A 26,563-nucleotide genomic window follows, 5' to 3' on the forward strand; every position below is an offset into this window, starting at 1 on the left:
CGAAGGAGACATCGACATGCAGGAACGCCGTCGGAAGTTTTATGGCTGGGGCTACGAAGGGGACACCGTTACGCCGGAGGAAATCTCGGAGTTCGAGGCCGCGTGGAGCCGCCTGCTAGGTGTCGAGCATTTCGAGGCCATGCCCTTTCCCACTGCGGACGAAATCGAGCTTCGCGCGCCGCGCGTTCAGCCGCCGGCAACGCTGCGCGAGATCTGCACGACCGACCACTACGACCGCCTTTATCACACCTATGGCGCCGGTACGGTGGACGTGGCGCGGGCCATTCGGAAGGAGTTCCCGAATCCGCCAGACGTCGTCGCGTATCCCAAGACCGAACAGGAGATCGTCGATCTCTTCGACTGGTGCGGCCGCCAACAGCTCGCCGTCGTTCCCTACGGCGGCGGCTCCAGCGTGGTCGGCGGGGTGAACCCCCCGGAGCACGACCGGTACCGTGGCGTCCTCACGCTCGACCTCAAACACTTCGACAAGGTGCTGGAAGTCGACCAGACCTCGCAAGCCGCGCGCATCCAGGCCGGGGTGCTCGGGCCGAGCCTGGAACGCCAGCTCAAGCCGACCGGGCTGACCATGCGCTTTTTCCTGCAGGCATGGGAGTTCTCGTCGCTGGGGGGCTGGATCGCGACCCGCGCTGCCGGGCATTTCGCCACTGCATACACGCAGATCGACGACCACATCGAAAGCCTAAAGGTCGTGACCCCCGCGGGCAATATCGAGTCGCGCCGCTTTCCAGTATCGGGCTCGGGCCCCAATCCCGACCGGCTGTTTCTGGGCTCGGAGGGCGCGCTTGGCATCATTACCGAGGCCTGGGTCAAGCTGCACCGCCGCCCAATCTTCCGCAAGCAGACCACGGTGCGCTTCCGCGATTATGCGAAGGCCGTGGAGGCGACGCGGCTGCTGTCCCAGTCGGGCCTGAACCCCGCGAACGCGCGGTTGGTCGAGCGGGAGGAGGCAGCCTACACCGGCTCAAGCGACGGCACCTATGACATCCTCGTGCTGGGCTTCGAGTCGGCGGATCACCCGGTCGATGCGTGGATGGCGCGCGCGCTGGAGATCTGCGCAGCATGCGCCGGCGAGTGGGATACCGCTGCGGCAACCAAGGAGGAAGGTGCCGATTCGGCCACGGCAAGCTGGCGCAACAAGTTTTTGCGCGGACCTTATCTGCGCGAGTACGCCATTGCACGCGGCGTCATGCGCGAGACCATGGAAACAGCCGTCACGTGGGACCGCTTCGCCGCACTTCACCAGCACGTCAAGGCCGAGACTCATCGCATCATCCACGAAGTGACGGGCCGCCCGGGCTCCGTGACCTGCCGCTTCACCCACCTGTATCCGGACGGCCCTGCGCCTTACTTCACCTGGTTTGCCTATGGGGACAAGGCCCGCATTCCCGAGCAGTACATGGCAATCAAGCGGGTGGCGGAACAGGCCATGGTGGACGCCGGCGGCACCGTCACCCACCACCACGCGCTCGGACGGGACCATCGTCCCTGGTATGACAAGGAGCGGCCCGAGCTGTTCTGCACCGCGCTGAAGGCGGCAAAGAAAGCGTTCGACCCGAAGCAGATCCTGAATCCCGGCGTGCTGTTCGACCCGAGCTGAAGCTCGGGCATTCACAGGAGGCAAGACCATGGCAGGACCTTTGGAAGGCATCCGGGTGCTCGACCTGAGCCGCATCCTTGCGGGACCGTGGAGCACCCAGTTGCTGTCGGACCTCGGTGCCGACGTGATCAAGGTGGAGCGGCCCGGCAGCGGGGACGATACGCGCGCCTGGGGGCCGCCCTTCCTTGCCCGGGAAGACGGCACCCTGACGGCTGAGTCGGCCTATTTTCTTTGCGCCAATCGTGGCAAGCGCTCGATCACCGTGGACGTCAGCAGCGAGGAGGGACAGGCCGTGCTTCGCGAACTGGCGAAGACGGCCGACGTCTTCGTCGAGAACTATAAATGCGGCGACATGCGGCGCTATGGCCTGGACTACGACACGCTGGCGGAGCTCAATCCACGCCTGGTGTACTGTTCGATCACCGGCTTCGGGCAGACCGGGCCCTACAGTCACCGGGCCGGCTACGACTTCGTTGTACAGGCCATGGGCGGGCTCATGAGCATCACCGGCGAGTGCGACGACCTCCCCGGCGGAGGGCCGCAGAAATGCGGCGTACCTATCTCGGACCTGATGACAGGGATGTACGCATCGGTGGCCATCGTCAGCGCCTTGTTCGAACGGGTCGAGAGCGCGCGCGGCCAGTACATCGACATGAGCCTGCTCGACACGCAGGTCGCGTGGCTTGCGAACCAGGCTTCCAACTACCTGGTAGCGGGTTCCGAGCCACGACGTTGGGGTAACGCCCATCCGAACCTCGCGCCCTACCAATCGTTCGCGACCAGCGATGGCGCGCTGATCGTTGCCGTCGGCAACGACCGGCAGTTCGGCGCGCTGTGCGGCGCACTGGACCAGGGCGAACTGGCACGCGACGAGCGCTACGCGACCAACGCCGCGCGCCTGAAGCACCGCGAGAGCCTGGTGTTCTTGCTGGCGGACCGATTCCGTGGCCGCGACACGGCAACCTGGCTGGTCGGACTGGAAGCCGCCGGCGTGCCGTGCGGACCAATCCATACGATTCCGCAGGCCTTGTCGGATCCGCAAGTGCGGTCGCGCGGCATGGTGTTCTCGCTTCCCCATGGAAGCGGAGCGATCGCGCCGCAGATCGCCAACCCAATCAAGTTCTCCCGCTCCACTGTCGAGTATCGGCGTGCCCCGCCAGTGCTCGGCGAGCATACGGACGACATCCTGAGCCGCGACCTCGGCTGGTCCGCGGACCGGATCTCGGGATTGCGCAAGGGAGGAACGATTTGAACCGCAGGTAGCACAAGCGCGGTCCCGAAGCAGGATCGCATCAGGAGACAGGAGACCCCATCATGCATCGATATCTACGACAAGCGTCCGCCGCCCTGCTTTGCCTGGCAGCGATCTCCGCGTGGCAGCACGCGGCGGCCAAGGACTGGCCCGTCCAGCCGGTCCGCGTGGTCCTGCCCTATCCGCCCGGCGGCGCTTCGGATGTCACCGCCAGGCTGCTGAGCACAAAGCTTAGCCAGGCCTGGGGAGAATCGGTCGTCATCGAGAATCGGCCGGGGGCCAACGGCATCATTGCCAACGAACTCGTGGCGAAATCGGCCGCGGACGGATATACGGTGCTGATGGCCAACCTTGGTCCGAATGCAATCAATCCTGCGGTCTATTCGAAATTGCCTTATGACTCGGTCAAGGATTTCGCGCCCGTGATCCTGGCGACTAGCGTTCCGCTGGTCATTGTCACGGCGGCGAACTCCCCCATCAAGGATCTGAGGCAACTGATCGCCATGGCCAAGGATAAGCCTGGCGAGATCACCTTCGGCTCGGCAGGCAACGGGGCGAGCAACCACCTCGCGGGCGAGCTGCTCAATACCATGGCGGGCGTCAAGATGGCGCATGTCCCTTACAAGGGCGACGCACCCTCCTTCACCGACGTGCTGGGCGGGCAGATCCATGTCGCGCTGCCGACGGCCCTGGCCGGCATGCCGCAGGTCAAAAGCGGCAAGCTACGCGCGCTTGCGGTCACCAGCAAGAAGCGCCTCCCGTCCTTGCCGGATGTTCCCACGGTAGACGAAGCACTGGGCATTAACGGCTATGAGGCCGTATCCTGGGGCGGCTTCATGGTGCCGACGGGCACCCCGGCGGCCATCATCACCAAGATGAATGCTGAGTTCAACAAGGCGCTGCAATATCAGGACATCCGGGAGAAGCTGCTGGCTCAGGGCGCCGAGATCGTCGGCGGCACGCCGGAGTCGTTTGACGCCTTCCTTCGCGCCGAACTCGCCAAATGGAAGAAGGTTGCGGACTCTGCGAAGGTGCGGCTCGACTAGCCGCGGCAAGCGCCGGTCGCATTGCCTCGACCGGCGCTTGCGTGGCGTTCCTCACCAGCGGACTTGCCGCCCGACGATACAATGCGGCGTCAGGCTGGGCCGCCAGGGCACCCTTGGATGGGCTCATCCTTCACTCCAACCTTACTCTTCCCTTCGCTTTCGAGGCATGCCGAATATGGTCAACGTGAAACAGGTCGCTCTCCTTGCCGGCGTGTCTTCTGCCACCGTATCGCGCGCGTTGTCGGCACCTGAACTGCTGCGGCCTGAGACTCTGAAGCGCGTGCAGGAAGCGATTGCCAGCCTCGACTACGTGCCTTTTGCCGCTGCCCGGATCCTGCGTTCGGGACGGACCATGTCCATCGGCATCATTGTGCCGACGCTGATGAACGAACTGTACGCAAGAGCCGTGGACACCCTGGAGAAGCAGCTCGAAGCGCTCGGCTATACCGTTCTTCTGACGTGCCATCGCGACAACAGCGAAATCGAGTTGCGCTGTGCGCGGGAAATGCTGGAGCGGCGCGTGGACGGCATCGCCATCATCGGCTCGCAGCATCACCCCGACGTCTTCTCCCTTATCCATAAGCACAATGTCCCCTATGTGCTGATGTGGGCAACGGATCGCGAAGGCAGCCATCCGACGGTTGGCTACGACAACCGGCTCGCGATGCGGCGGCTGACCGCCTATCTGGTAGGCCTTGGGCACCGCGAATTCGCCGTCCTCCCGGGGCCGCTGAACACTCAGCATCTGTCGGTCCAGCGGCTGGAGGGGGTCAAGGACGTGCTCAGCGAACATAGCATCGCACTGCGCGAGGAACTGGTCCTGCCCACGCCCTATGAGGTCGAGCCGGCCCGCGCCGCAGCGCGCGCCTGTCTGACCAGTCCACATCGGCCTACCGCACTGATCTGCATAAACGACTTCATCGCGGTCGCCGCCATCGCCGAGTGCCGCGCTCTGGGCCGGTCCATTCCGGACGATATCTCCGTGACCGGTTTCGGGGACTGGCAGGTCGCAGAACTTATCACGCCTACCCTGACAACCATGCGGTCGAATCCCGTGCGTATCGGCGAACTGACCGCGAGGAACATTATTGCGCAGATTGAAGGCGCGGCACGGCGGGAAGATCTGCAGGACGAATTCGAGCCGGAGCTGATCGTTCGGGAAAGTACTGCTGCGGTGAAAATCGTAGCGGCGCCTTAGTCCCGTGCGGGCGCGGAAAAACAGCGCTCCAAATTGTAGGGGGCGCACGCCGTGCGGACTTCCGCCAGCCGTGACCGCGAGAGCGCCCCTCCGCCGGCGTCACGGCGCAAGGCGTCTGGGCCTCCATTTGCCGCGCGGCAGGCATGCCGGAATCGTGGGCAGGCACGGCTTCCGCCCAGGTGGACCACCGCGGTCACCAAAGCCGAGCTCGCAGATCGTACGGTATCCCCGCCGTCCGATAGCAGAAAATTCAACATCCGATCGGTCGGGCGGTGCTCCAGTTTGTGCACCTAGGCAAAACTGTGGCCGGCATCTTGATCCCGCATTGATTGAAAAGGAATGCCAGCCCTAGGATTGCTTTCACTTGTGACCCTCTTCTTCTTGTTTGAGGGCGATGCTAAGCGCTGGCGCAAGTTGCCAGCACCCCTGCATAGTGGGGCCGGATCGGGGCTGCGCAAACCGGCCCCTGCCCCCCCCGTCTTCGTAGAAAATGGCAGCGCACGAACTACCTCATTAGCATGTCAAAACGTGCACTGGAGAGGCGGCGTCTCACATGGAATACCGTCACTATCGCCGTCCATTTTTACCGCTGGGCAGTTCTTTAGGTAGAAGCGGGCTTCCGCGCAGGAAGACATCTGGCTACAGTGCTGTTTGCCCTCGCAGCGGAAGACTGGTTCCGGCGTTGGGGCAATAATCGAAACCGCGATCGACTGTGGCTCGGCGGCGACTCCCACATTGTCCAGCGGCGCGTGAGTCTTGTAGTAGATGAAAACGGCCGCGGCGGCCGCGACTAGCAGCAAGCTCTTGTACATGTTGACCCCAACCCTGCTTTTTTATCCAACTGCAAGCATGCCACAACAACATCGTAGTCGATCTGCCGCCCTACCCGGATAAGGTTCCAGGAGGAACTGATGTGCAATTGACAGCCCATAGCCTTAGTCGGCCCGACCCCACGCAGCTGCATCAGGCGCTTGCTGCGCTCGCCTTCACGCGGACGCTCTTCTACGAATCCCTGTCGGGTTCGATGCAAGCTCAGGGTTGCTTGCTGGTGCTCGTCCTTGACCGGCACAAAGCGCATGCTCGGCCGCGTCACCGCCTCGCAGATGGCCGCCGCGTCGGCGTGATCGTGGATTGGGCGGCGGGCTTTTCGGGGGCGGTTTAAGCCACTAGCGGGGCGCGACATGAGGCCGACAGCCGTGTTCAACTGGGGCCGACTTCGTTCGTGAGCGGCTTGCCGCTTTCGAACTCCGTCACGCTGCGCAAGGTTGTTTCGCAAATGGTCGTCACGGCCTCGCGCGTGAGGAAGGCTTGGTGCCCGGTCACGATCACGTTAGGAAACGTGATTAGCTGCTGCATGACGGCGTCGTCGACGATGGTGCCGGACAGGTCGCGGAAGAACAGCTCCGCCTCTTGCTCGTACACGTCGATCGCCAGCCCGCCGAGTTGCCCGCTCCTGAGCGCTTCGATGACTGCTTCCGTGTCGATCAGCCCGCCGCGGCTGGTGTTGATCAGCAGGGCGCCGCGCTTGGCGCGCGCCAGCGTTTCGGCGTTGATGATGTGATGGGTCTCGGGCGTGAGCGGGCAGTGCAGCGAGATGCAGTCCGCGCTGGCGCCGATTTCTCCCTCGTCCGCGTAGCGGCCGCCAAGGGCCTCGAACTCCGGCGATGGGTACTTGTCGTAGCCGATTACGTTGCAGCCGAAGCCGACCATGATTTTCGCAAACACGCGCCCGATCTTGCCGGTGCCGATCACGGCCACGGTCTTGCCGTACAGGTCGAAGCCCATCAGGCCTTCGAGCGAGAAATTGAAATCCCGCGTGCGGTTGTAGGCCCGGTGGATCTTGCGGTTGACCGCCAACAGCAGCGCCACCGCATGCTCGGCGACCGAATTTGGCGAGTAGTCGACCACGCGCACTACCTTGATGCCGAGCGCCTGCGCGGCTTTCAGGTCGACGTTGTTGAACCCGGTGCAGCGCAGCGCGACCAGCTTGGTGCCGCCGCGCGCGAGCGCTTCCAGCACAGTCGCATCGGCCCGGTCATTGACGAAGATGCAGACGGCGCCGTGGCCGGCGGCGAGGCCCACCGTTTCACTGTCCAGGGGGACTTCGAAGTATTTGAGCCGATGGCCTTGCGCCGCATTCGCGGCGTCGAGATGTTGACGATCGTAGGACTTTGCGCTGAAGACGGCGATTTCCATGATGTGTCTCCGCGGCGAATCGCATGGCGCGCTTCGCCCAGGTTGCGCCACTATCCGCCAGCCAGTGTGGCGGCGACCTGTACGAACAGGATTTTCACGATGGTCATAGACGGGAAGATCATCGAGTAGCCGAGGTCGGGCCGGTCGGTGGGCGCGACGCGGTTGGCAAAGGCAAGGATGGCGGGATTGCCGGTCGCACCGCAGATCACGCCCACCGCCAGGTCGAACGGCAGCCTGAAGACCCAGAGGCAGAAGATCGCAGTGATCAGCAGCAGGGCGAGCAGGATCACCACGCCATAGATCAGGAAGGAAACCCCGGTCACGCCGATGGTGGCGAAGAACTTCGGCCCGGATGCAATGCCCACCTGGGCGAGGAAGATGGTCAGCCCGAAGTTGCGCAGGACCAGGTTGGCCGACAGCGGCATGGTCCAGACGAACGGCCCGAAACGGCGCACCTGGCCGAGCACAAGGGCGACCAGCAGCAGCGCGGCGAGCCCCAGCGCCAGCGTGCCGACGCCGGGAATCGGCACCGGGATCAGCCCGACCAGCAGCCCGAGGGCAGCGCCGATGCCGATCGAGATAAAGCTCAGCTCGGCGGTGCCCTTGATGGAGTCGCCGAACAGCACGCGAATCGGCTTCATGTGGGCGCGATTGACCAGCAGGCCGACACGGTCACCGAACTCGAGGATGAGGTCGTCGCTGGGCATCAGGTCGGCATCGCCGCGCCGCACGTGGGCGATCGAGCAGACCATGCCTTCGGGAAAACGGATATCGCGCAGCCTGTGCCCGACCACGAGCCGGCTTGAGGCGAACACGCGCATATAGTCCAGGTCTTCGCGATGGCTCGTCATGCGGCCCGGCTGCAGTTCCCCGCACAGCGAGGTGGCTTCACGCAGCACGGCCGGGTCGGTGGCGGTCGCGAGCAGCACGTCGTTGGCCTGCAGGACCATGTCGTCGGCGGACGGCTGGTTATGGTGGGCGCGACGCACGGCGGCAATCGCCACCCCGTCCGGCAGGCAGGCTACGAGCTCCGACAGCCGCGCGCCGATAAACGCCGCGTTTGACAGCACAATCTCGGCGGTCTCGATCAGCTTTGGCGGCGGCCGCACGATATTTGGCTTGAGCAGCGCGGTGAGGGCATACAGAAACAGGATCGGCCCTGCCACGCCGACCGGGTATGCGACGCTGTAGCCCACCGCGGCGCCGTCGCTCTTCATTGCCGCCATCGCGGCCTGCAAGCTTGCCGTGCTGGTGCCCGCGCCGGCGAACATGCCTAGCGACTCGTCTAGCTTCACGCCGACCAGCGGCACCAACGCAACCGCGACCAGTCCGGAGCCAACCACGCCAAGGACCGCAGCGGCGTTGGCCTTGATGCCATCGGGGCTGGTCAGACCCTTAAAAAACTGCTCCCCGTACTGGATCCCAATGCCATAGAGAAAGAGCAGCAGCCCTAGGGTGCCAAGGATGGCAGGCGGCGCAGACTTCGGCGCGAACCCGCCGATCGCCAGCCCCACGAACAGCACCGCGCCCGAACCGAGCGACACGCCCTTGATATTGATCTCGCCGAAGACATAGCCCAGTGCAACCGTGAGGAACAGCGTGAGCAGCGGTTGGGTTTCGAGCAATGTCCGGACTGCATCCATGGCAGCTCTTTTCTGATGGGCAGGAGCGGGCAGCGATAAGCATCCGCGCAGGGTCACGGGCGCACTGCGCGGACGGGGTTGACAGCCCTTGTTCCGGGCATGCGTTATCGAGTGGTGGCTTGTATGAATCCGATCATCGTGACAGGCACCGGCCGGCGCGGCAGCAACCACTGGAATGCCCCTCGAAAATATACGATGCGCCGCACGAATTCAAGAATTGAAGCGGCGCGGCAGCGGGGCTATCAAACTTGCTCGCGCGTCCCGCCGCAGGCTGACGGAGGGGTAGGCCCGCTCGGACGCGGGGCGGTCCGTTTGGAAACGTGGATTTGTGACACATTTCAGGCCACAATTCCGGAATGAGACCATCTCTGCATCCAACCCGGACCGTTGCCCTGGGTTTCCTGCTGGCCATCGTGGCAGGCAGCGTGCTCCTGATGTTGCCCTGGTCCCGAGTCGATGGCGGGAGCGCGCCCTGGCTGACCGCATTCTTCACCGCAGTCTCGGCCGTCTGCGTGACTGGCCTGGTGGTCGTGGATACAGGAACTTACTGGTCCGGCTTCGGCCAGGCGGTCATCATGGTGCTATTCCAGCTTGGCGGCTTTGGCATGATGACCGCGTCCACGCTGCTTGGCCTGATGGTCAATCGCTCGCTGCGATTGCGGACCAAGCTGATTGCCCAGGTCGAAACCCATGCGATCGGGCTGGGCGACATCGCCGGCGTGGCCAGGCTGGTGCTGGTGGTGACGTTGAGCTTCGAGATGGTCATCGCGATGTGGCTAGCCTCGAGGCTGCATCTCACGTACGCCCTTCCCTGGCCCGAGGCAGCATGGAATGGCTTGTTTCATTCGATCTCAGCCTTCAACAACGCTGGCTTCTCGACCCACGCAGACAGCCTGACGCGCTATGCGGCCGACCTGTGGATGCTGGGACCGGTGATGGCGGCGATCGTCGTAGGCGGCATCGGGTTTCCTGTGCTGCACGACTTGCGGAACAAGGCATCCGATCCGCGTCGATGGTCCCTGCATAGCAAGCTCACCTTGTCGGTTACGGCGGTGCTGCTGGCCACGGGCATTCTTGGCCTGCTATTGTTCGAATGGAATAACCCAAAAACGCTCGGCGCGATGCCGCCTGCCGGGAAGCTGCTGTCCGCAGCGTTTGCCTCTGTCTCCGCCCGTACTGCCGGATTCAACTCGATCGACATCGGCGCGCTGACTCATGAAAGCCTGGCGCTGCATTTCTTCCTGATGTTCGTCGGCGGAGGCAGTGCCAGTACTGCCGGCGGCGTCAAAGTCGGCACCGTCGCCATCCTGGCCTTGTTGGTGATTGCCGAGATCCGCGGGCGCGTCGACAGCGAGGCATTCGGGCGGCGCGTCAGCGGCTCGGCGCAGCGGCAGGCGATCACCGTGCTGGCGTTGGGAAGCGCCTTGATTACGCTGGGAACGCTGACCATCCTGTTCGTTACCGAGTTGCCGACCGATCAAGTCATCTTCGAAGTCATTTCAGCTTTCGGTACAGTTGGCTTGTCGACTGGTATCACGGCCGACCTTCCCGCTTCCGGCCAGCTTACGCTGATAGCGCTCATGTACGCCGGCCGGGTCGGCACCATTACGCTCGCGGTATCCCTGGCGCTGGGCGAACATCGCACACCATACCGCTACCCGGAGGAGCACCCAATTGTTGGCTAGATTGTTTACCGAGCAGTTCGCCTTCTCTGCGGGCGACAGCGTCGTCGTGATCGGGCTTGGCCGCTTTGGCAGCTCGGTGGCGCAATCGCTCATCCGCCTGGGCCACGATGTCATGGGCATAGACAAGGATGCCGAGCTTGTGCAGCGCTGGTCGAATGCGTTGACCTGCGCCGTCCAGGCCGACTCCACCGATGTGAACGTGATGCGCCAGCTCGGCGTGGCCGATTTCTCACACGCCATTGTCGGGATTGGCACAGACATGTCTTCCAGCCTGATGACCTTGATGACGCTGACCGAGCTTGAGATCAAGGATATCTGGGTCAAGGCGTTTACCGCTGAACATGGCCAGATCGCGCAACGCATCGGCGCGCACCACGTCGTCTATCCGGAAGCGGACATGGGGGCGCGAGTTGCGCATCTGATCACCGGCCGAATGATCGATTTCATCGAATTCGACGATGGCTTTGCCATCGCCAGGATCCATGCGCCGGCGTCAACCCACAACAAGACGCTGTTGGTGTCCAGGGTACGTGAGCATTTCGGCGTCACGGTGGTTGGCATCAAGCGTGCCAACGAAGAGTTTGAGCACGCGACAGCCACCACCCTGATCCAGCCGGGAGACTTGCTGGTCGTCTCGGGACCGACAAAAAAAATCGAACACTTCGCGGGCAGCGCAGAAAAGCGATAGCTGCGCATGGGTGCCAGACTACGGCTTCGACCGTAAGCGGGTAGAAGAAGGCCGAATTCGGAGACGGGTCATGGTTCAATCCACGCCCCTTGCCTGACCCGTCCCATGCAGGTTGACCGGCCGTAGGTGAAGTCGAATCTGTTTCTCTGTTTCCACTATAGCGAATAGTGCGATGCCTATGCCGATCACCAGCACGCCGTCCCAAAACGGCACAGATTCAGTGGCGAACACGTCTTGCAACGCAGGCATGTAGGTAATGGCAAATTGTGCCGCCGTGATGGCAGCAACCACGGCCCATACCACCTTTGTGCCGCGCACGGCTTTCCATGTTAAAGACGTGCTGTAGAAATTGCGGATGAAGAACAAGTGGAAAATCTCCATCACGACTAGCGTATTCACGGCCAGCGTACGTGCCAGTTCCAAGGAGTGGCCTTGGTCCAACGCGTATGAGAAAACACCGTAGACACCGCAAAGGAACAGCACAGAAACCAGCACGATATGCCATACCAGTACACCACTCAACAGAGGCTCCGCGCGCGATCGAGGCGCGCGGAGCATGGTAGCTTCTTCCGTCGGCTCAAAAGCCAATGCAATGCCCAGCGTGATGGCCGTGATCAGATTGATCCAGAGTATCTGGACGGGCGTGATGGGTAGCGTCAAGCCGAAAAGCAGCGCTACCACAATCGTCATGGCTTCACCGGCATTGGTAGGCAAGGTCCAACTAATAACCTTCTTGATGTTGTCGTATACGGTACGGCCTTCGCGTACAGCGGCGACGATGGAGGCAAAATTGTCGTCCGCCAATACCAATTCGGCAGATTCCTTGGCGACCTCCGAACCTTTCTTCCCCATGGCGATCCCCGCATCGGCTCGTTTCAAAGCGGGCGCATCGTTTACGCCATCGCCGGTCATGGCTACTGTCATGTCATGGGATTGCAGCGCCATCACCAGCCGCAACTTGTCCTCCGGACTGGTGCGGGCAAAGATGTCGCAACTCAACGCCACTTGCCGCAGCGCGGCATCGTCCATCGCGCCCAAATCAACCCCTGTCAGCACGGTATGCGGGTTTTGCAGCCCGATCTGCTTACCGATCGCGGCGGCGGTTTTGGCATGGTCTCCCGTGATCATCTTGACGCGGATACCTGCTGCATGGCATTCCGAGACCGCGGTAACGGCTTCGGCGCGCGGTGGATCCATCATTCCCACCATGCCGAGCATGGTCAGCTTGCCTTCTACATCGGCATGTTCCAGCACGGTTTGCGTCGGGGCTACTGACCGCAAAGCAAAGGCCAGTACGCGCTGCCCTTGCGTCGCAATGAGCTCTGCGTTTTCATTCCAGTAATCGGCGTCGAGTGGCTCGATTGTTCCGTCCGGTCCGCGCTGGTTCTGGCACATAGCCAGTATCCTCTCGGGCGCACCTTTGACAAATACGAAGGCGTGGCGATCGTGATCATGGTTGAGTGTTGCCATGAATCGGTGTTTTGCATCGAAGGGGATCGCGTCGGTTCGCGCCCACGCCCCTTGCTGGTTACGCGCATCTACGTCCATTTTTCCGGAAAAGGCCAGCAACGCCCCCTCCATCGGGTCGCCCTCCACATGCCAAATGCCATCTTTCTGATGGAGTGCCGCGTCGTTACACAGCACGGCAGCACGGGCGAGTTCCTCAAGCACCCGATGCTCAAGCGGGGACACCCGCACTTCTTCAAGCCTGAGTTCGCCTTCTGGGGAATAGCCATCGCCGTCCAGCGCAAAGCGATGTTGATGGGTCAGTACGGAAGCCACCATCATCTCATTCCGGGTCAACGTACCGGTCTTATCAGTGCATATGACAGATACTGAGCCAAGCGTCTCAATGGCAGGCAAGCGACGCACGATGGCATTGCACCGGGCCATCGCTTGCACCCCAACAGCGAGCGTGATGGTCAGCACTGCGGGTAGACCCTCCGGGATTGCAGCCACCGCCAATCCTACTACCGCCATGAACACTTCGCTGAATTCGTGATGACCTACGAAATAACCATATGTAATCAGCAATGCAGCAATCAGCAGAATGCAAATAGTCAGCCATTTTGCAAAGGCACCCATCTGCTTGACCAAGGGGGTGGTGAGGGTTTCAACCTCGGAAAGGAGGCTACTGATATGCCCGATTTCGGTTCGAGCTCCGGTCGCTACGACAACGCCTTTGCCCTGGCCGCTGACGATCAGGGTGCCGGAAAACGCCATGCAAGCGCGATCCCCAAGTGGCGCATCGGCCAGGACAGCCTCACTTCGCTTTACAACAGGCACGGATTCTCCGGTGAGAATCGCCTCCTGCGCTAACAGAACGTGCGCGGTGATAAGACGCAGATCGGCAGCGACTTTGTCGCCCGCTTCTATCAGCACGATGTCGCCGGGGACGAGGTTATCACCTTCAACGCTGACGCGCTCGCCTCCGCGAATCACATTCGCTCTCGGTGCCAGCATATGGCGAATAGCATCCATGGCTTTTTCCGCCTTGCCTTCCTGAATGAAGCCGATCGCGGCGTTCGCAATGACAACCGCCAAAATCACTCCGGTATCAATCCAGTGCCCCAAGAAAGCCGTTATCGCAGCAGAGCCAATCAGTACATAGATCAGGACATTATGAAATTGGAGCAGGAAGCGAGCAGATGCGCTGCGACGCGATGTTTCTGGCAAGCGGTTGACCCCGAAATCCTTCAGTCGCGCCTGCGCTTCGCTTTGACTTAAGCCTGTGGTGGATGTCTCCAGTTTGTTGAGGGCGGTCGCTATGGAAATGCTATGCCAGGAAACCTGAACCCCTTCCGCATTTGACTTTCTCATGACAGTCCTTTTTGCTTCTTTTTCGAGTGGCCACCTTCATCTACGAAAACGCGTTTAGCTCAAAGCATACAATCGACCTGGATGGCATCGAGTGCGACGCGCGTGTCGCTTGCCGCTAGTTTTCATGGCAGGCGCGGCGCCCCACGCATTGCCTCGAAGTGAAGTGGGATCATTTCATCGCTGGCTCCTGGCCGACCGTTTGAACGACATTTCGGTCCGCCCGACCACAATGGAGCGGCGGACGAGCGCCCGGCATCAAACTCTTGCCGTCATCCTTCGACACGAATGACTGCGGGGGTCTCGAAGACTCAAGTCGGCATTCTTAAGAGCTTTCGACTTTCTTCGGCACCAGCAAGATCGGAACCGTTGCTGTCGCCACTACGCGTGAGGCGACCGAGCCCAATACCGCTGCCAGGAATGCACCTCGGCCATGGGTACCCATCACGATTGCATCTGCCCCACAGGCGCGGGCGAGTTCCACAATGACTTCGGCAGGTTCACCCGTGCGGCGATGCTCTGTCACGATGACATCTGCCGATTGGAGTAGCGGACGCATGGCAGCGAAGGCTTCCTCCGCTGCCTCGTCGGCCCATTGGTCGATCTGCTCCTTCGAGAAGTAAGCCTGCGGCCTTCCCACAATTTCCGGCGATGCGTGAACCATATGCACCGCCAGGGGCCGCTCGAAAAGGCCGGGGAGAAGCAGCCTCCGTGCCGCTGCAGCGCTGAAAGATGAACCATCGGTCGGGAGTACAACTACGGTCATCACACCCTCCTGTTCATCCGGAAACAACTTGCGTAAGAAATCGTGCCGGCAGCGGGCATGCACTGCGCCCGGGCCAAGGCTGATTTGGGGTGTTTAGCAGCCAGTCGTGGACGGCCGGATAGACTCGCCGATCCGCGCCCCGGTACCCCGAGGGCACGATATGCGTCCCCAGTGCGTCGAGCCAGCTTGGAGGCAGGCTTCCAGCCATGCGGATCAGCGGGGGTCGGATTACAGCATGGATCAATGGGGCCGCCTAGCAACACCAATGAGCGCGGCTCAGGATAGCCTGCCCCAACCAGGCGCGCCGCCGCGACAAGGGCTGGTACAGTCGCCTGGCAGACTGCAAGCACGTCCAGTTCCGCAGGCTTAAGCCCCACCATGAAATGCTGCAATGTCAGCACAACATCGTCCAGATGCAAATCTCCCGCTGTCCGTTGAATGTCCCTGGCATTCACCCAGTCGGAGACATAAACGTCGCCCGAACCCGTCGAGTGAATCCATCCGCTCCATAGGGCGGGCGGGGTGAACAGGGCTTGATGTGGGCGCTGCCTGCCTATATCCATAGATTCCCTCCGTCGGGCGAGGGTGCTGGCCGATCGTTTTTAACTACATTAGCTTACGTACCCGCATCGCCCTTGATCCCCAGCAAGAATGCTGGTGGGCGCTGGATTCGCGAAACAGTCCTTTCCAGACACCATGCGTTGTTCCTAAGCTGCACTCATACCTTTGTTGGGAGGTGCCCGATGAAGAATGCACAGGCAGTGGGGAGGACGGGCCCGGAACTCAGCCGCCCTCAGGGATCCGATTCGAGGCCGGCGGCTCTGAACTCGCTTGCCACGCATCTCGACGAGCCGGGTGGGTTCGAGCTGTTTCGCGCCATCGACCGGGTTGCTGCCGCCATGGCAGCGAATGCGACGGGCGGCATCTCACCAACTGCGTTGTGGCTTGCCTATTCCGATTGGCTGGTTCATCTTTCCCGTTCTCCGGGAAAACAAGCGGAGCTTGTCAACAAGGCGTGGAAGAAGTTGGGCCGATTGGCAGCATATGCCGTCCGCCGGGCACTGACTGAGAATAAGACATCCAACTGCATCGAGCCACTTCCGGGCGACACGCGGTTTCGTGCCGAAGCCTGGCAAGAACTGCCATTCGTGCTCTGGTATCAAGCATTTCTCCTTACGCAGCAATGGTGGCACACCGCCACACATGATGTGCCCGGGGTCTCGCCGCACCACGAGAATGTCGTCTCGTTCTCCACGCGGCAAGTGCTGGATGTCTTTTCCCCGTCGAATTGCATCTTTACCAATCCGGAAGTGATTAATCGGTCTCTGCAGACCGGGGGGCGGAGCTTCGTCGACGGAATCCAGTGTTTCATTGAGGACCTCAGTCGGAACCTGAACAGCGAGCCACCCGCCGGGACCGAGAACTTCCGTGTTGGCGAAGACGTCGCGATCACGCCGGGCAAGGTCGTCTACCGGAACCACCTGATCGAACTCATCCAGTACACGCCGTCGACCGAGAGTGTCTACGCGGAGCCACTACTGATCGTTCCGGCCTGGATCATGAAGTTCTACATTCTTGATCTGTCGCCGGAAAACTCGCTGATCCGCTACCTCGTTGGCAAAGGGTTCACGGTTTTCTGCATCTCCTGGCGCAACGTCACCGCCGTTGATCGCAATCTCGGCTTGGATGACTATCGCCGCCTCGGCGTCATGGCGGCACTCGGGGCCATTGGCCCCATCGTGCCGAAAAGCAAGATCCATGCAATCGGCTACTGCCTCGGGGGCACGCTGTTGTCGATTGCCGCGGCGGCCATGGCGCACGTGGAGGACGAGCGGCTCGCCTCTGTGACACTGCTCGCCGCCCAGACCGATTTCAGCGAGCCGGGAGAACTCGAACTTTTCATCGATCACAGCCAGGTCGAGTCACTGGAGGGCCTGATGTGGCAACGGGGATACCTTCCGGCCTTCCATATGGCGGGGGCCTTCCAGCTACTGCGCTCGAACGACCTCATCTGGTCGCGCATGCTTCGCCATTACCTAATGGGTGAGCCGCCCCCGATGAACGCCCTCATTGCCTGGAACGCGGACGCGACCCGCCTTCCCTACCGCATGCATTCGGAGTATCTGAGGTCGCTCTTCCTAAACGGCGACCTTGCCGCCGGCAGGTATGTGGTAGACGAACATCCGGTTGCAATCCAGAACATCCGGGCGCCGATTTTCGCGGTCGGCACAGAATGGGATCACATCGCGCCATGGCCGTCGGTCTACAAGATCCACTACTTGAGTGACACCGACGTCACGTTTGTGTTGACCAGCGGCGGTCACAACGCCGGTATCGTCAGCGAACCCGGGCATCCGGGACGGCGCTACTGGCTCGCGCACAAGAAGGCGGAAGACCCGTGCCTTCACGCAGACCGGTGGCTCGAGCGTGCCGAACTCCGCGAAGGCTCCTGGTGGCCGGCATGGGTCGAGTGGCTGGAAGCCCGGTCGTCGCGCCAGCGCGTCCCGCCACCGGCAATGGGGGCGCCTGGGCGCGGCTTACCGATTCTGGCTGATGCCCCTGGGACGTATGTTCATCAACGTTGAACTGCGCATCTCCGATTGTGAGCACAAGGAAAACGGCCCTCTGAGCGCAACAATTACTGCTGTAAGGGAGGAATGCCGTGAGTATGGTGATCTCCCGAACTGCGGGACTTGATCTTCAGATTCTATGTTCCCTTCCTGCTTGCGGCCTGCTCCACCCGCTCAGGTGACGGGCCGTTGAGAACGTCGATCGGAAGCGGGAAGACGATGGTGGACTCCCGGTCGCCCGCGATCTGCGTCAGGGTCTGCATGAGCCGCAGCTGCATCGCGGCCGGCTCCTTTGCTAGTATCTGCGATGCCGCCAGCAGCTTGAGCGAGGCTTGCATCTCGCCTTCCGCGTGAATGACCTTCGCTCGCCGCTCGCGCTCGGCTTCGGCTTGTCGGGCAATGGCACGCACCATGGATTCATCGAGATCAACGCGCTTGATCTCCACGCTTGAGATCTTGATACCCCAGGCATCGGTCTGGAGATCAAGTACAGCCTGAAGGTCGAGATTGAGCCTTTCTCGCTCGGCCAGCATCTCATCAAGCTCATGCTTGCCCAATATCGATCGGAGAGTGGTCTGCGCAAGCTGGCTTGTGGCTTCGCGGAAGTTCGCAACTTGGATGATGGCACGCTCGGGATCCACCACGCGAAAGTACACCACGGCATTAACCTTTACCGAGACGTTGTCATGCGAAATCAGATCCTGCGCCGGCACGTCCATCACCACCGTCCGAAGGTCGACCCGCACCATCTGCTGGATTGCCGGCAGAACCAGCACAAGACCCGGCCCCTTGGCCTTCCAGAAGCGCCCCAGCATAAATACGACACCGCGCTCGTACTCGCGCAAGACGCGGAAGGCGGAGATGATGACCACCGCGACCAGGAAAAAGACGCCGGCGGCCGCGATCTCGGACACCATGATCTGGGCTCCCTTGTTGACTGTTCCTATTACACGCTAATGGCAGGACCCACGCCAATGTGGCAACACTTTCAGTGTAGGCGATGCGACACCCAACGTCTGTTCGGCAGGGCAAAGTATGCACGTGGACGGTACTGCCGAAGTTGCACCTGAAGCAGGCGGCCCATGCCTTGGGAACGCAAGCCGGGGTTTTTTAGTTTTTCAGTGCCGCCGGCGCTCGTTGCACAAAGCTGTCGGCCGCAGGCGCGCGTTGGGGTCGCTTGGTCCCAGTGTCCGGCCAATGCCCGCAGGGCCGACCCCGTCATTCGGGAGTGGCTTTGCGGACGAGCTCTTCAGCCTTGGGGCGCTCGCTGACTAGGCAGTATAAGCGCTTGTATCCCACTTGAATCTCTCTGTACAATCGCCGCAGGGTGTCAGCACTGCGGCGTCGCAGTGAGACAGGTCGATGCGTTGGTCGGGCCGCCAACGCTGATTCGCTACGACCGTGGACCGACTCCCACCTCCACCTCCCCCACCACAGCAGCCGTTGCCTCGCGCGCAGGTCTTGGCTGAAAAGGCCTTCTCGGCGCTCGAGCACTTTCTCCATATCGAAGCCGTCAGCGGCATTGTCCTGCTGGCCGCTGCCGGGATCGCGCTGCTCTGGGCGAATTCATCAGCCGGCGATAGTTACCACGCTCTGTGGCACACGCCGATCTCGTTCGGCGTGGGCAGCCTCATCGTGTCGCAGCCCCTGCATTTCTGGATCAACGACGCACTCATGACGATCTTCTTCCTCGTCGTGGGAATGGAAATTCGGCGCGAGATCCATGAGGGGGCGCTGGCGAACGTGCGACTTTCGGCCCTGCCAATGGCAGCGGCGCTCGGTGGCGTGCTTGTTCCCGCGTTGATCTATCTCGCGATGAATGCAGAGATGCCCCAGCGCCAGGGTTGGGCGGTGCCGACTGCCACCGACATTGCCTTTGCCGTCGGCGTGCTCGCGATACTTGGCAAGTCCATTCCCGGCAACGTCCGGGTGTTCCTGCTCGCGCTTGCGATTATCGACGACATTGTCGCCGTCCTGATCATCGCGGTCGCCTTCTCGGGCGGGCTGGACTATGGTGGGCTTATCGTTGCTGGCGCAGGGATTCTGATGGTTCTGGGACTGCAATGGATTGGCGTCGGGACTGCCTACGCGTACGTTATACCTGGTGCCGTTCTGTGGCTGGGAATGCTGAAAACCGGCGCCCACCCGACGCTCGCTGGCGTGGTGCTCGGCATGATGACGCCGGTACTGCCCGGTCGCACCCGAGAGTGGCCGCTGGATATGGCCATGCGTGCGCTCAACGAGCTGCGCGCACGCGCGACCGCCCCAGCACCGCAGCCGGAACATGTCGCGGCACCGCTTAAGCAACTCCGTCAGGCACAGCGGGAGCTGCTGCCGCCCGTGACGCGCGTGCAGATAGCGCTTCACCCCTGGGTTGCCTACATTGTTATGCCGCTCTTTGCCCTGGCAAATGCGGGGGTGAGCGTTGATGGCGTCGATCTCACGAATGGCGGCTCACTAGGCGCGATGCTTGGCGTTGTTGTTGCTCTGGTCGCAGGCAAGCCTCTCGGCATCGTGTCGGTCAGCTGGCTGGCGGTGCGCTTGGGCTGGTGCCAATTGCCGCCCAACGTGACGTGGCGCGGTGTATGGTTGGTTGGCCTGCTGGCCGGCATTGGTTTCACGATGTCTATCTTCATCGCCACGCTTGCCTTTGAGGAGGCAAACCTCCTTGGCGCCGCCAAGCTTGGTGTGCTCCTGGCATCCGCGATGGCTGCCACCATTGGGCTGACTTGGGGTTTCTTCTACGCAAGACGCTTGAAATTGGTCCCCGAGGATAGCGCCGGTGCGTCTGCTGCCAGTTCCACAAACTGAAAAGAGCAAATGCTGATGAACTCGCGCGCGCCTCGACCAGCTGTGCCGAGATCGCGGCCACCTCCTCCCGCGCGCCCGCGGTCTCGGCCCGCGCCGCGTCGCGCTCGGCCGGTCGGCCTGCAGCGCGGCGTCAGTCAAATCCGAGGGTTGACCGCTATTCGTGAAGTATCCGCCACATCTCCGTCAACCCACTGATTTGTATAGGAAATCAGCCGTTCTCGCTGCGTAGGAACGGACGTTGAGGGTGCCGAGGCAGGCTACTGCGCAACAAGTGTTGGCCCCAACCGCGAGGTGGTAAAGGCGCCGCTAGAAAGGTATGAGATCGAAGTCCGGCACTCGCGGTTCGAGCTTGAAGGATTTCAGCCCGAGCTTCAGCTTCTTGATGTCTTTGAACGCAATCAGATCGTCCTGAAGGGCGCGGATGTTGTGTCGGAGATTGGTCATCTCTGCGGCAAGATTGCGTAGGACCGTGTTGGGGGATAGAGACTCGAACGGATCGATTCCATAGCTGTGCCGGAACGCGGTCTCGACATGCTGGATCTCCTGATCCAGTTCGCGAACTTGCTCCTTGAGGATCTTGTTGTAGTGCTTCAGCCGATCTTCGCTGATGCCGTTGATCGAATGCTGGTCGATGTGTTCCAGCTCCAGTTGTAGCTCCAACAGCTGCAGCAGGTTGTTCTTGTTGTAGGCCTCGTTGACGCGCTGCATCAGTTTGGTCTTCCGCTGCAGCAAAAGAATCGATTGAGACACGGATGGGCGTTGTAGTCGGTGGCCGGAATCGCCGGCCTCTACTGCTGAGCGGTATTAAAAGATATGGCGAACACCTGCGGCGACGCCGATCATGGACGTCTGCCCGTTCGCAGGCGCGTAAGTATTATTGAGTAAAAGGCTCGCGCCATAGCCAGACGCCGCCGATTCGAGCATCAATCCGGCGTTCCGCGTATAGGCAGTGGACACATACAAATCTGTCCTCTTACTCAGACTATATTTCGCCATGAAGAGCAGTTGCCAGGGGTTCGCCACCGTAGCGTTTCCGTACAGATTCCGGACATTCTGGTAATCATACTCAACCGTCAGCTCCACGGCTGGAGTCAATTGATAATTCGCCCCTAACCAGTAATAGTCATCGCGCAGGACTGTCAGGCTATTCTGATCCTTGTTTTGTCCCCAACGATACCCACCCATGACCTTGGCCTTGCCATCGAACGTATAGCTCGCGGCGACCGCTACCCGCCGATTGGTACCGCTGCCTTGTGCGATCGACGGGTTGTACTGATCGTAGTCGATGGTAAAGCCGAATGCGCCGGGCGTATAGATCAGTGCTGCACCATACCCGGTATCAGTTCTGGCCCGCCCCGGCACCTCGCCATTGCCTCCGACCATGACTTGCTGAGCGAATGGACTGGTAGGCGGCAAAGTAATGCCCACACCAAAGGACCAATGCGCAATGGCGGTTACCGGCCCGACTGCAGCGGCGTACTGGATGGTATTGTTCTCGCGGAAATTCGCACCGGCTATCACACCGATCGGCTCATACTGAACCGAGTAGGCCGCAGGCATGAAATTGGCCAGCCCAAGAAAGAGTGAGGTGTACTGCCGCCCGAACGTCAGTTGGCCAAACTTGTCGCTGCGCAAACCAACGAACGCCTGTCGGTCAAACAGTGTGTTGTTCAATTCCAAGGCCCCTGTATCGGCCTGAATGCCGCTTTCCAGTACGAATAGCGACTTCATGCCCGCACCAAGGTCCTCCTCTCCACGCAAGCCCCAGCGGGATCCCGCAACACCACCGCTATTCACTCGGGTGACGCTGTGCCCTGCCCCGGGATTATAGAGATTGGTGGGTAATGGAACGGATCCAACTCTATTGACGTATTCGAGATTAGTGTCAACGACTCCGTACAGCGTAACACTGGACTGTGCGTAGGCTGCGCCGGAAAAAAATCCGACGGCTGCACAGGTAAGAAGGCGCTCTTTCATGCTGCTATGTCTCCTCGTTGTCGTAGCGGTGGTAAGGAAGGCACGTGGAAAGAGAGCTGGCGAGGCCCGCCACAGCGGTCAGCCACATACCATCGAAACGCACGAAGGCGACTGCTGGGCGCGCTTCGTCGCTGTTGTGCCCAGGCATTCACCCACTCCCGCTGCTTCCGTGACGGGCGCGTCTATATCAGCCGTGGTGTCCGCTCTTCTGCGTGACGCATTCAGTGGGGGCGCGATGAGTAGGGACGAGCATGATTCCGCCGAGATAAACGCTTTCGAGGAGTTCGCAGTCCCTGTGCGCCTTTCCCGCGCTGTGATGGATTTCAACGCGATAGGCGCCGCTTTTTCCAGGCAGGCCGCCAAAACGGAAGTCGCCAAAATCGTCGCTTTCTGTAACGGCAATCTTCTTGTCTTCCTGATAAAGCGACACTTGGGCGCCCGCAACGCAATCGACCTTGCCAGATACCTCAACGCTGACGCTGCCGCCGATGAAGCACGCTTCCCAGCGCTCCAGCCCGCGGTAATAGACTCGCGGCCTCGCGCCCAGCTTAGGCAGCAGTACTTTCAATCCCTCAGTGAGTGCCTTCTGTGCCATGGCGTTGTCGTCAAGCTTCACCGCCTCGAAAACATCGGTTGGGCATGCTTGCTGGCAGCGCGGGCGCTGCCAGCCGCTGTCCAGCAGATGGGCATCGAAAATCCAGGTCTGAGGGACCTGGAGCTCCTCGTTCCAGACAATGGCCTTGTAAGGGCAGGAACGGGCAATGTCCTTGCGGCCCTTGGCTTTGATAGGGTCGATGATGACGATGCCGTCCTTGCGCTTCCTGATCGCGTCACCACCGACCTTCATGCATGGCGCGTTGTCGCAGTGGTTGCACATGACCGGCAGGTAGGTCGTTTCGACCATTGGTGCCTGTCCCTCGACGCGGCGCAGGATGCGGATTGTGCTTTCGCCGGACACTGACGCAGGTGCCGAATACCCGGGAAAGTCGTTTCCGACGTGCTCGTCCCTCTCGGCAATAACGCAGTTGTAGCAATTCTCGCAACGGCCGACGTTGATGATGAGATTCCACTTACTCATGAGCGATACCTTTCTCGGCGCGACTGCGCTTGAATTCCTCGGCACCATGCCATCTTTCAATCTGCACCAGACATGAATTGGGGCTCATGGAGCTGGTACCCCGCGTCTGAGGCCGGTCCGGCGTAAGAATGTTCATGCAGCCACCGATTTCGACGGTTTCGCCTCCGATTTCCACCATCTGGAATTCGGCACTGGCCTCATGCGACTTCACCACGCCGGGAACCATCAACGGCGAGATATCTGCCGCACAGATCACCGCGCCGCGGTCGTTATAGACCTTGACCAGGTCGCGGTGCGCGATCCCGCGTTCATTCGCATCGACGGGATTGATGCGCAGCAGCCAGAAGTCATGGCCTGCGATATCGGCACGGTGGTCTCGCACGTGGTTCACTGCGCTGTTCTTGCCATCGCTCGACGTGTGGAAGCTATAGCGCGAGTGCGTGGCGATCATTTGTATCGGATACTTGCCCACCAGCGTGGTGGTCCCAAGACCTTCCCACGAGCGGATGTAGCGATTGAGCGCGGGCCGATCGGGATTGTCTGCCGTGTGGCGCTTGAGGATTACGGGAACGAACTCAATCTTGCCACTGGGCGTTTGCACGCCCTTGCCGAACTCCTCCGCAAATTGGCTTGGCAGCGGGTGCGGCTCGGGGACGTCCTTCTGGCGGCCCTCCGCGAACCACCGCATATCCACCGGCTGGCGGAAATCCGGCCGTTCAGGCGGGACAACGTAGTAACCCTTGCGGCAGAATTCTTTCCACGAAACGTGGTTCGCCAGATCGGAGCCATCGAAAACGCGCTTGACCCAGTCAAGTTCCGAGCCGCCCTCGGTAAACAAGGCGCCGAGACCCAGCCGCTCCAGAATTGCGGTGAATATGTCGTAGTCGGAACGCGACTCACCGAGTGGCTCAATGCACTTGTGCTGCAGCGTTACGACACGATGATTGACGCCGGCAATCCCATGATGCGCGTATCCCCCCGAATTCGACCATTCGCCAATGTCCCAGCGCTCCAGCGAGCTGCAGGCCGGAAGAATGATGTCCGCGAACTGGGCTTCGCCCTCCATCCAGATCGACTGATTGACGACAAACTCAATGCTGGGGTGACGATAGGCATCGATCCATCGTCCGGACTTGGTGACGGTGCTGAATGCCGAGCCTCCATACCGGTAGATCATGTGAATCGGCGAATAGCCCGGCATCGGATAGGTGAACGGCGCGAATTGCGCCTCCTGCGAAATGCCGTCCCAGAGATAGCCACTGGCGTGTCCGTTGATGATCGCGTCGGGAAGCTGTTGCCGCGAAACCATTTGCTTGACGGGGTTCATCGTCAGGATGTGCGGCATCCGCTGATAGTTGCTGACGGCATTGCCGGTCCACATCAGGTCACCGGAAATCCCGCCATCCGCGTATCCCGGGAAGTAGAAATGGAGGTCCACTGGCGTGCCGAGCTGAAGGCATCCGAAATTGACCCCCGGCTTGCCCCAGCCCTGCATCGCCATCATCATGATCATGCAGCGTGCCCACTGTTGGCCGGTCGCGCCGCGGCCTGCGCCGCCGAACCCCGTGCCCGTCATGCCGGCCGCCAGATAGACCTTCCTGTTGCCCCACTTTCGCGCGAGTGCGCGCACGTCCCGGGCGGGCACTCCCGTTTCGGCTTCTTGCCACTCCGGCGTCTTTGGGATGCCGTCGGTTTGCCCGAGTAGATAGGCCTTCCACTCTTCGAAGCCCGTCGTGCGGGCCGCGACGTAATCTTTGTCGTACAGGCCTTCGACTGCCCATACGTACATGATTGCAGTTGCCAGCGCGGCGTCGGTTTGCGGCCGAATCGGAATCCAACGGCCGCCGAGCAATTGAGCCGTCGGATTGTTGTGCGGGTCGATGTGTATGAACTCGATGCCGAGTTCCTTGGCCCACAGGCGCCGTTGCGTGCCTTCGAAACCGGCATAGGCACCATTGGTGCTTTCGGGATCGGAGGACCAGAACACAATCAAGTCTGCTTCCTTGAGGCAATCCTCGATTCCGCCATAGCCCGCCGGGACGCCGATCCGCATGGAATTGCCAAAATGATGCATCGCCCCCCAGTACCAGCCCTCCCAACTGTCGGGATTGGCGGCGACCCGGGTGAAACCGATCAGATTGGCGAAGCGCGTCAAGGCGCTGAGGTAATAGCCGACGTTGCCCCACTGATGGTGGGACGACATCGGAAACGTGATGGCACCGGGACCGTGGACGCGTTTCTGCCGGTTGATCTCTTTGGCCACAATGTCCAGGGCCTCATCCCAGGAGATGCGCACGTAATCCGATTTCCCTCGGTTCTGCGGATTGCGATCGCCATCGGGGTCGTAATCCACGCGCTTCATCGGATGAAGAATGCGCTTGTCCGAATAGACGACGGACTTCAGCGTCATGGCGTGAGGCGCCACCAGCGCGCGGCGCTGCGGTCGAAAGGTTCTCCCGCGCGCCTGGATCTCCCAGCCCTGCGCATCGTCGGCTTCGAACTCGATGGGTGTCACGCGTACGATGCGTCCCGCTTTTACGTAGACGAACAGCGGCCCGCCATTCGTGCAGGTGGCAAAGCGGCGCATGCCATCGGCCATTGGCGTACCCATCTCGACGCCCACCGTCTGGCTGAGGTTCAGCGTTTGCATGAACCAGACCACCACAGGGTCTGGCCCCTTCGTGATGACCTTGAAGTTTTTCGCGGCATGGATAATATCGCCCTGATCCGGGTTGGGCATCAGGAATTTCAGGGCCGTCGGCAAGTCCCTGAACAGCAGGCTGGCGTCGGCGTCGGCGCTCTTCGCATTCCGCGACCGCACCTTCCCACCCTTGATTTCGACGGTGATCCCAATGCTGCCGTCGAGCAGCCCAATGAAGGCGGTACAGTTCTTCTGTTTCAGGCGCCGGCGGAAGTCCGCGTGCTTCCACGCGGTCAGGTTCAGAACCCTTGGCAAGGCGAACAAGATGGTTCGAAGGACAATCCTTTTCATCGCTAGTCCAGTGCGTCATTGAAAAAGCACCCCATTTATGGTTAGATCAGGTGCATGGGAAAAATGAATCTGACCGAGCTCGAGCGTGAACAATTGCTGTCGGCGACTCGCAGCCGAACCATTCGGGCAGCCGACGCGCGCCGGGCCAAGCTGATCCTGATGCTTGAAGACGGTGAATCGCGCGACGCGATCATTGAGCGGCTGGGGTGCGATTCGCGTTTCATCT

General features: G+C 61.1%; 18 protein-coding genes and 2 pseudogenes. 9 read left to right on the plus strand and 11 right to left on the minus strand.

The genetic code is table 11. The annotated features are described in order from the left end of the window. The first annotated feature begins 16 nt into the window (after positions 1-16). From E1J61_RS05595 to E1J61_RS05610, 4 genes are all read left to right on the plus strand, one after another. Positions 17-1,618, plus strand: coding sequence for an FAD-binding oxidoreductase (locus E1J61_RS05595; RefSeq protein ID WP_133093142.1), 1,602 nt, complete (start codon positions 17-19; stop codon positions 1,616-1,618). Between the two features lie 28 nt (positions 1,619-1,646). Continuing rightward, positions 1,647-2,870 (plus strand): CaiB/BaiF CoA-transferase family protein, encoded by a 1,224-nt coding sequence (locus E1J61_RS05600; RefSeq protein ID WP_133093143.1) that lies wholly within the window; start codon positions 1,647-1,649, stop codon positions 2,868-2,870. Positions 2,871-2,932: 62 nt separating this feature from the next. Continuing rightward, positions 2,933-3,916, plus strand: a complete 984-nt coding sequence (locus E1J61_RS05605) for a tripartite tricarboxylate transporter substrate binding protein (RefSeq protein WP_133093144.1) — start codon at positions 2,933-2,935, stop codon at positions 3,914-3,916. A gap of 175 nt (positions 3,917-4,091) precedes the next feature. Continuing rightward, positions 4,092-5,114: a LacI family DNA-binding transcriptional regulator gene (locus tag E1J61_RS05610; RefSeq protein WP_133093145.1), complete on the plus strand. Its 1,023-nt coding sequence runs from the start codon at positions 4,092-4,094 to the stop codon at positions 5,112-5,114. 521 nt (positions 5,115-5,635) lie between these two features. Here E1J61_RS05610 and E1J61_RS05615 read toward each other — a convergent pair. From E1J61_RS05615 to E1J61_RS05630, 4 genes and pseudogenes are all read right to left on the minus strand, one after another. Continuing rightward, positions 5,636-5,926: an excalibur calcium-binding domain-containing protein gene (locus E1J61_RS05615; protein ID WP_133093146.1), complete on the minus strand. Its 291-nt coding sequence runs from the start codon at positions 5,924-5,926 to the stop codon at positions 5,636-5,638. A 181-nt stretch (positions 5,927-6,107) separates the two neighbouring features. Next, positions 6,108-6,255, minus strand: a pseudogene (locus E1J61_RS05620) (IS110 family transposase); the annotation flags it as partial. A 59-nt stretch (positions 6,256-6,314) separates the two neighbouring features. Next, positions 6,315-7,310, minus strand: a complete 996-nt coding sequence (locus E1J61_RS05625; RefSeq protein ID WP_133093147.1) for a 2-hydroxyacid dehydrogenase — start codon at positions 7,308-7,310, stop codon at positions 6,315-6,317. Positions 7,311-7,360: 50 nt separating this feature from the next. Next, complete coding sequence (locus E1J61_RS05630; RefSeq protein ID WP_133093148.1) at positions 7,361-8,953, minus strand: aspartate:alanine exchanger family transporter; 1,593 nt, start codon at positions 8,951-8,953, stop codon at positions 7,361-7,363. Between the two features lie 434 nt (positions 8,954-9,387). On the opposite strand from E1J61_RS05630, the gene E1J61_RS05635 reads away from it, so the two are divergent. Both E1J61_RS05635 and E1J61_RS05640 read left to right on the plus strand, forming a co-directional pair. After that, on the plus strand, positions 9,388-10,638 hold the full coding sequence (locus E1J61_RS05635) for a TrkH family potassium uptake protein (protein WP_243736796.1): 1,251 nt from the start codon (positions 9,388-9,390) through the stop codon (positions 10,636-10,638). Continuing rightward, positions 10,628-11,326: a TrkA family potassium uptake protein gene (locus tag E1J61_RS05640; RefSeq protein WP_133093150.1), complete on the plus strand. Its 699-nt coding sequence runs from the start codon at positions 10,628-10,630 to the stop codon at positions 11,324-11,326. The genes E1J61_RS05635 and E1J61_RS05640 overlap by 11 nt, the downstream gene beginning before the upstream one ends. Positions 11,327-11,401: 75 nt before the next feature. On the opposite strand, the gene E1J61_RS05645 is transcribed toward E1J61_RS05640, so the two are convergent. Further along, positions 11,402-14,146: a cation-transporting P-type ATPase gene (locus E1J61_RS05645; RefSeq protein WP_133093151.1), complete on the minus strand. Its 2,745-nt coding sequence runs from the start codon at positions 14,144-14,146 to the stop codon at positions 11,402-11,404. A 322-nt stretch (positions 14,147-14,468) separates the two neighbouring features. Further along, positions 14,469-14,909 (minus strand): universal stress protein, encoded by a 441-nt coding sequence (locus E1J61_RS05650; protein WP_133093152.1) that lies wholly within the window; start codon positions 14,907-14,909, stop codon positions 14,469-14,471. Between the two features lie 743 nt (positions 14,910-15,652). On the opposite strand from E1J61_RS05650, the gene E1J61_RS05655 reads away from it, so the two are divergent. Continuing rightward, positions 15,653-17,494, plus strand: a complete 1,842-nt coding sequence (locus E1J61_RS05655) for an alpha/beta hydrolase (protein WP_165971432.1) — start codon at positions 15,653-15,655, stop codon at positions 17,492-17,494. 122 nt (positions 17,495-17,616) lie between these two features. Here E1J61_RS05655 and E1J61_RS05660 read toward each other — a convergent pair whose 3' ends face one another. Then, positions 17,617-18,396: a slipin family protein gene (locus E1J61_RS05660; RefSeq protein ID WP_133093153.1), complete on the minus strand. Its 780-nt coding sequence runs from the start codon at positions 18,394-18,396 to the stop codon at positions 17,617-17,619. A gap of 484 nt (positions 18,397-18,880) precedes the next feature. Here E1J61_RS05660 and nhaA point away from each other — a divergent pair, with 484 nt between their 5' ends. After that, positions 18,881-20,290 (plus strand): Na+/H+ antiporter NhaA, encoded by a 1,410-nt coding sequence (gene nhaA, locus E1J61_RS05665; protein ID WP_133093154.1) that lies wholly within the window; start codon positions 18,881-18,883, stop codon positions 20,288-20,290. A gap of 306 nt (positions 20,291-20,596) precedes the next feature. Here nhaA and E1J61_RS05675 read toward each other — a convergent pair whose 3' ends face one another. The 4 genes from E1J61_RS05675 to E1J61_RS05690 all read right to left on the minus strand — a co-directional run bounded on the left by E1J61_RS05675 (position 20,597) and on the right by E1J61_RS05690 (position 26,337). Continuing rightward, positions 20,597-20,998: a hypothetical protein gene (locus E1J61_RS05675; protein WP_133093155.1), complete on the minus strand. Its 402-nt coding sequence runs from the start codon at positions 20,996-20,998 to the stop codon at positions 20,597-20,599. A gap of 96 nt (positions 20,999-21,094) precedes the next feature. Next, positions 21,095-22,267, minus strand: coding sequence for a porin (locus E1J61_RS05680; protein ID WP_133093156.1), 1,173 nt, complete (start codon positions 22,265-22,267; stop codon positions 21,095-21,097). Positions 22,268-22,454: 187 nt separating this feature from the next. Further along, complete coding sequence (locus tag E1J61_RS05685; protein WP_133093157.1) at positions 22,455-23,345, minus strand: 4Fe-4S dicluster domain-containing protein; 891 nt, start codon at positions 23,343-23,345, stop codon at positions 22,455-22,457. Beyond that, entirely contained in the window at positions 23,338-26,337 is a 3,000-nt protein-coding gene (locus E1J61_RS05690) for a molybdopterin-dependent oxidoreductase (RefSeq protein ID WP_133093158.1), read from the minus strand. The genes E1J61_RS05685 and E1J61_RS05690 overlap by 8 nt, the downstream gene beginning before the upstream one ends. A gap of 45 nt (positions 26,338-26,382) precedes the next feature. On the opposite strand from E1J61_RS05690, the pseudogene E1J61_RS38155 reads away from it, so the two are divergent. After that, positions 26,383-26,563 (plus strand): annotated as a pseudogene (locus tag E1J61_RS38155) (IS630 family transposase); the annotation flags it as partial.

It is taken from the genome of Cupriavidus sp. L7L (assembly GCF_004353535.1).
GTDB classification, from domain to species: Bacteria; Pseudomonadota; Gammaproteobacteria; order Burkholderiales; family Burkholderiaceae; genus Cupriavidus; species Cupriavidus oxalaticus_A.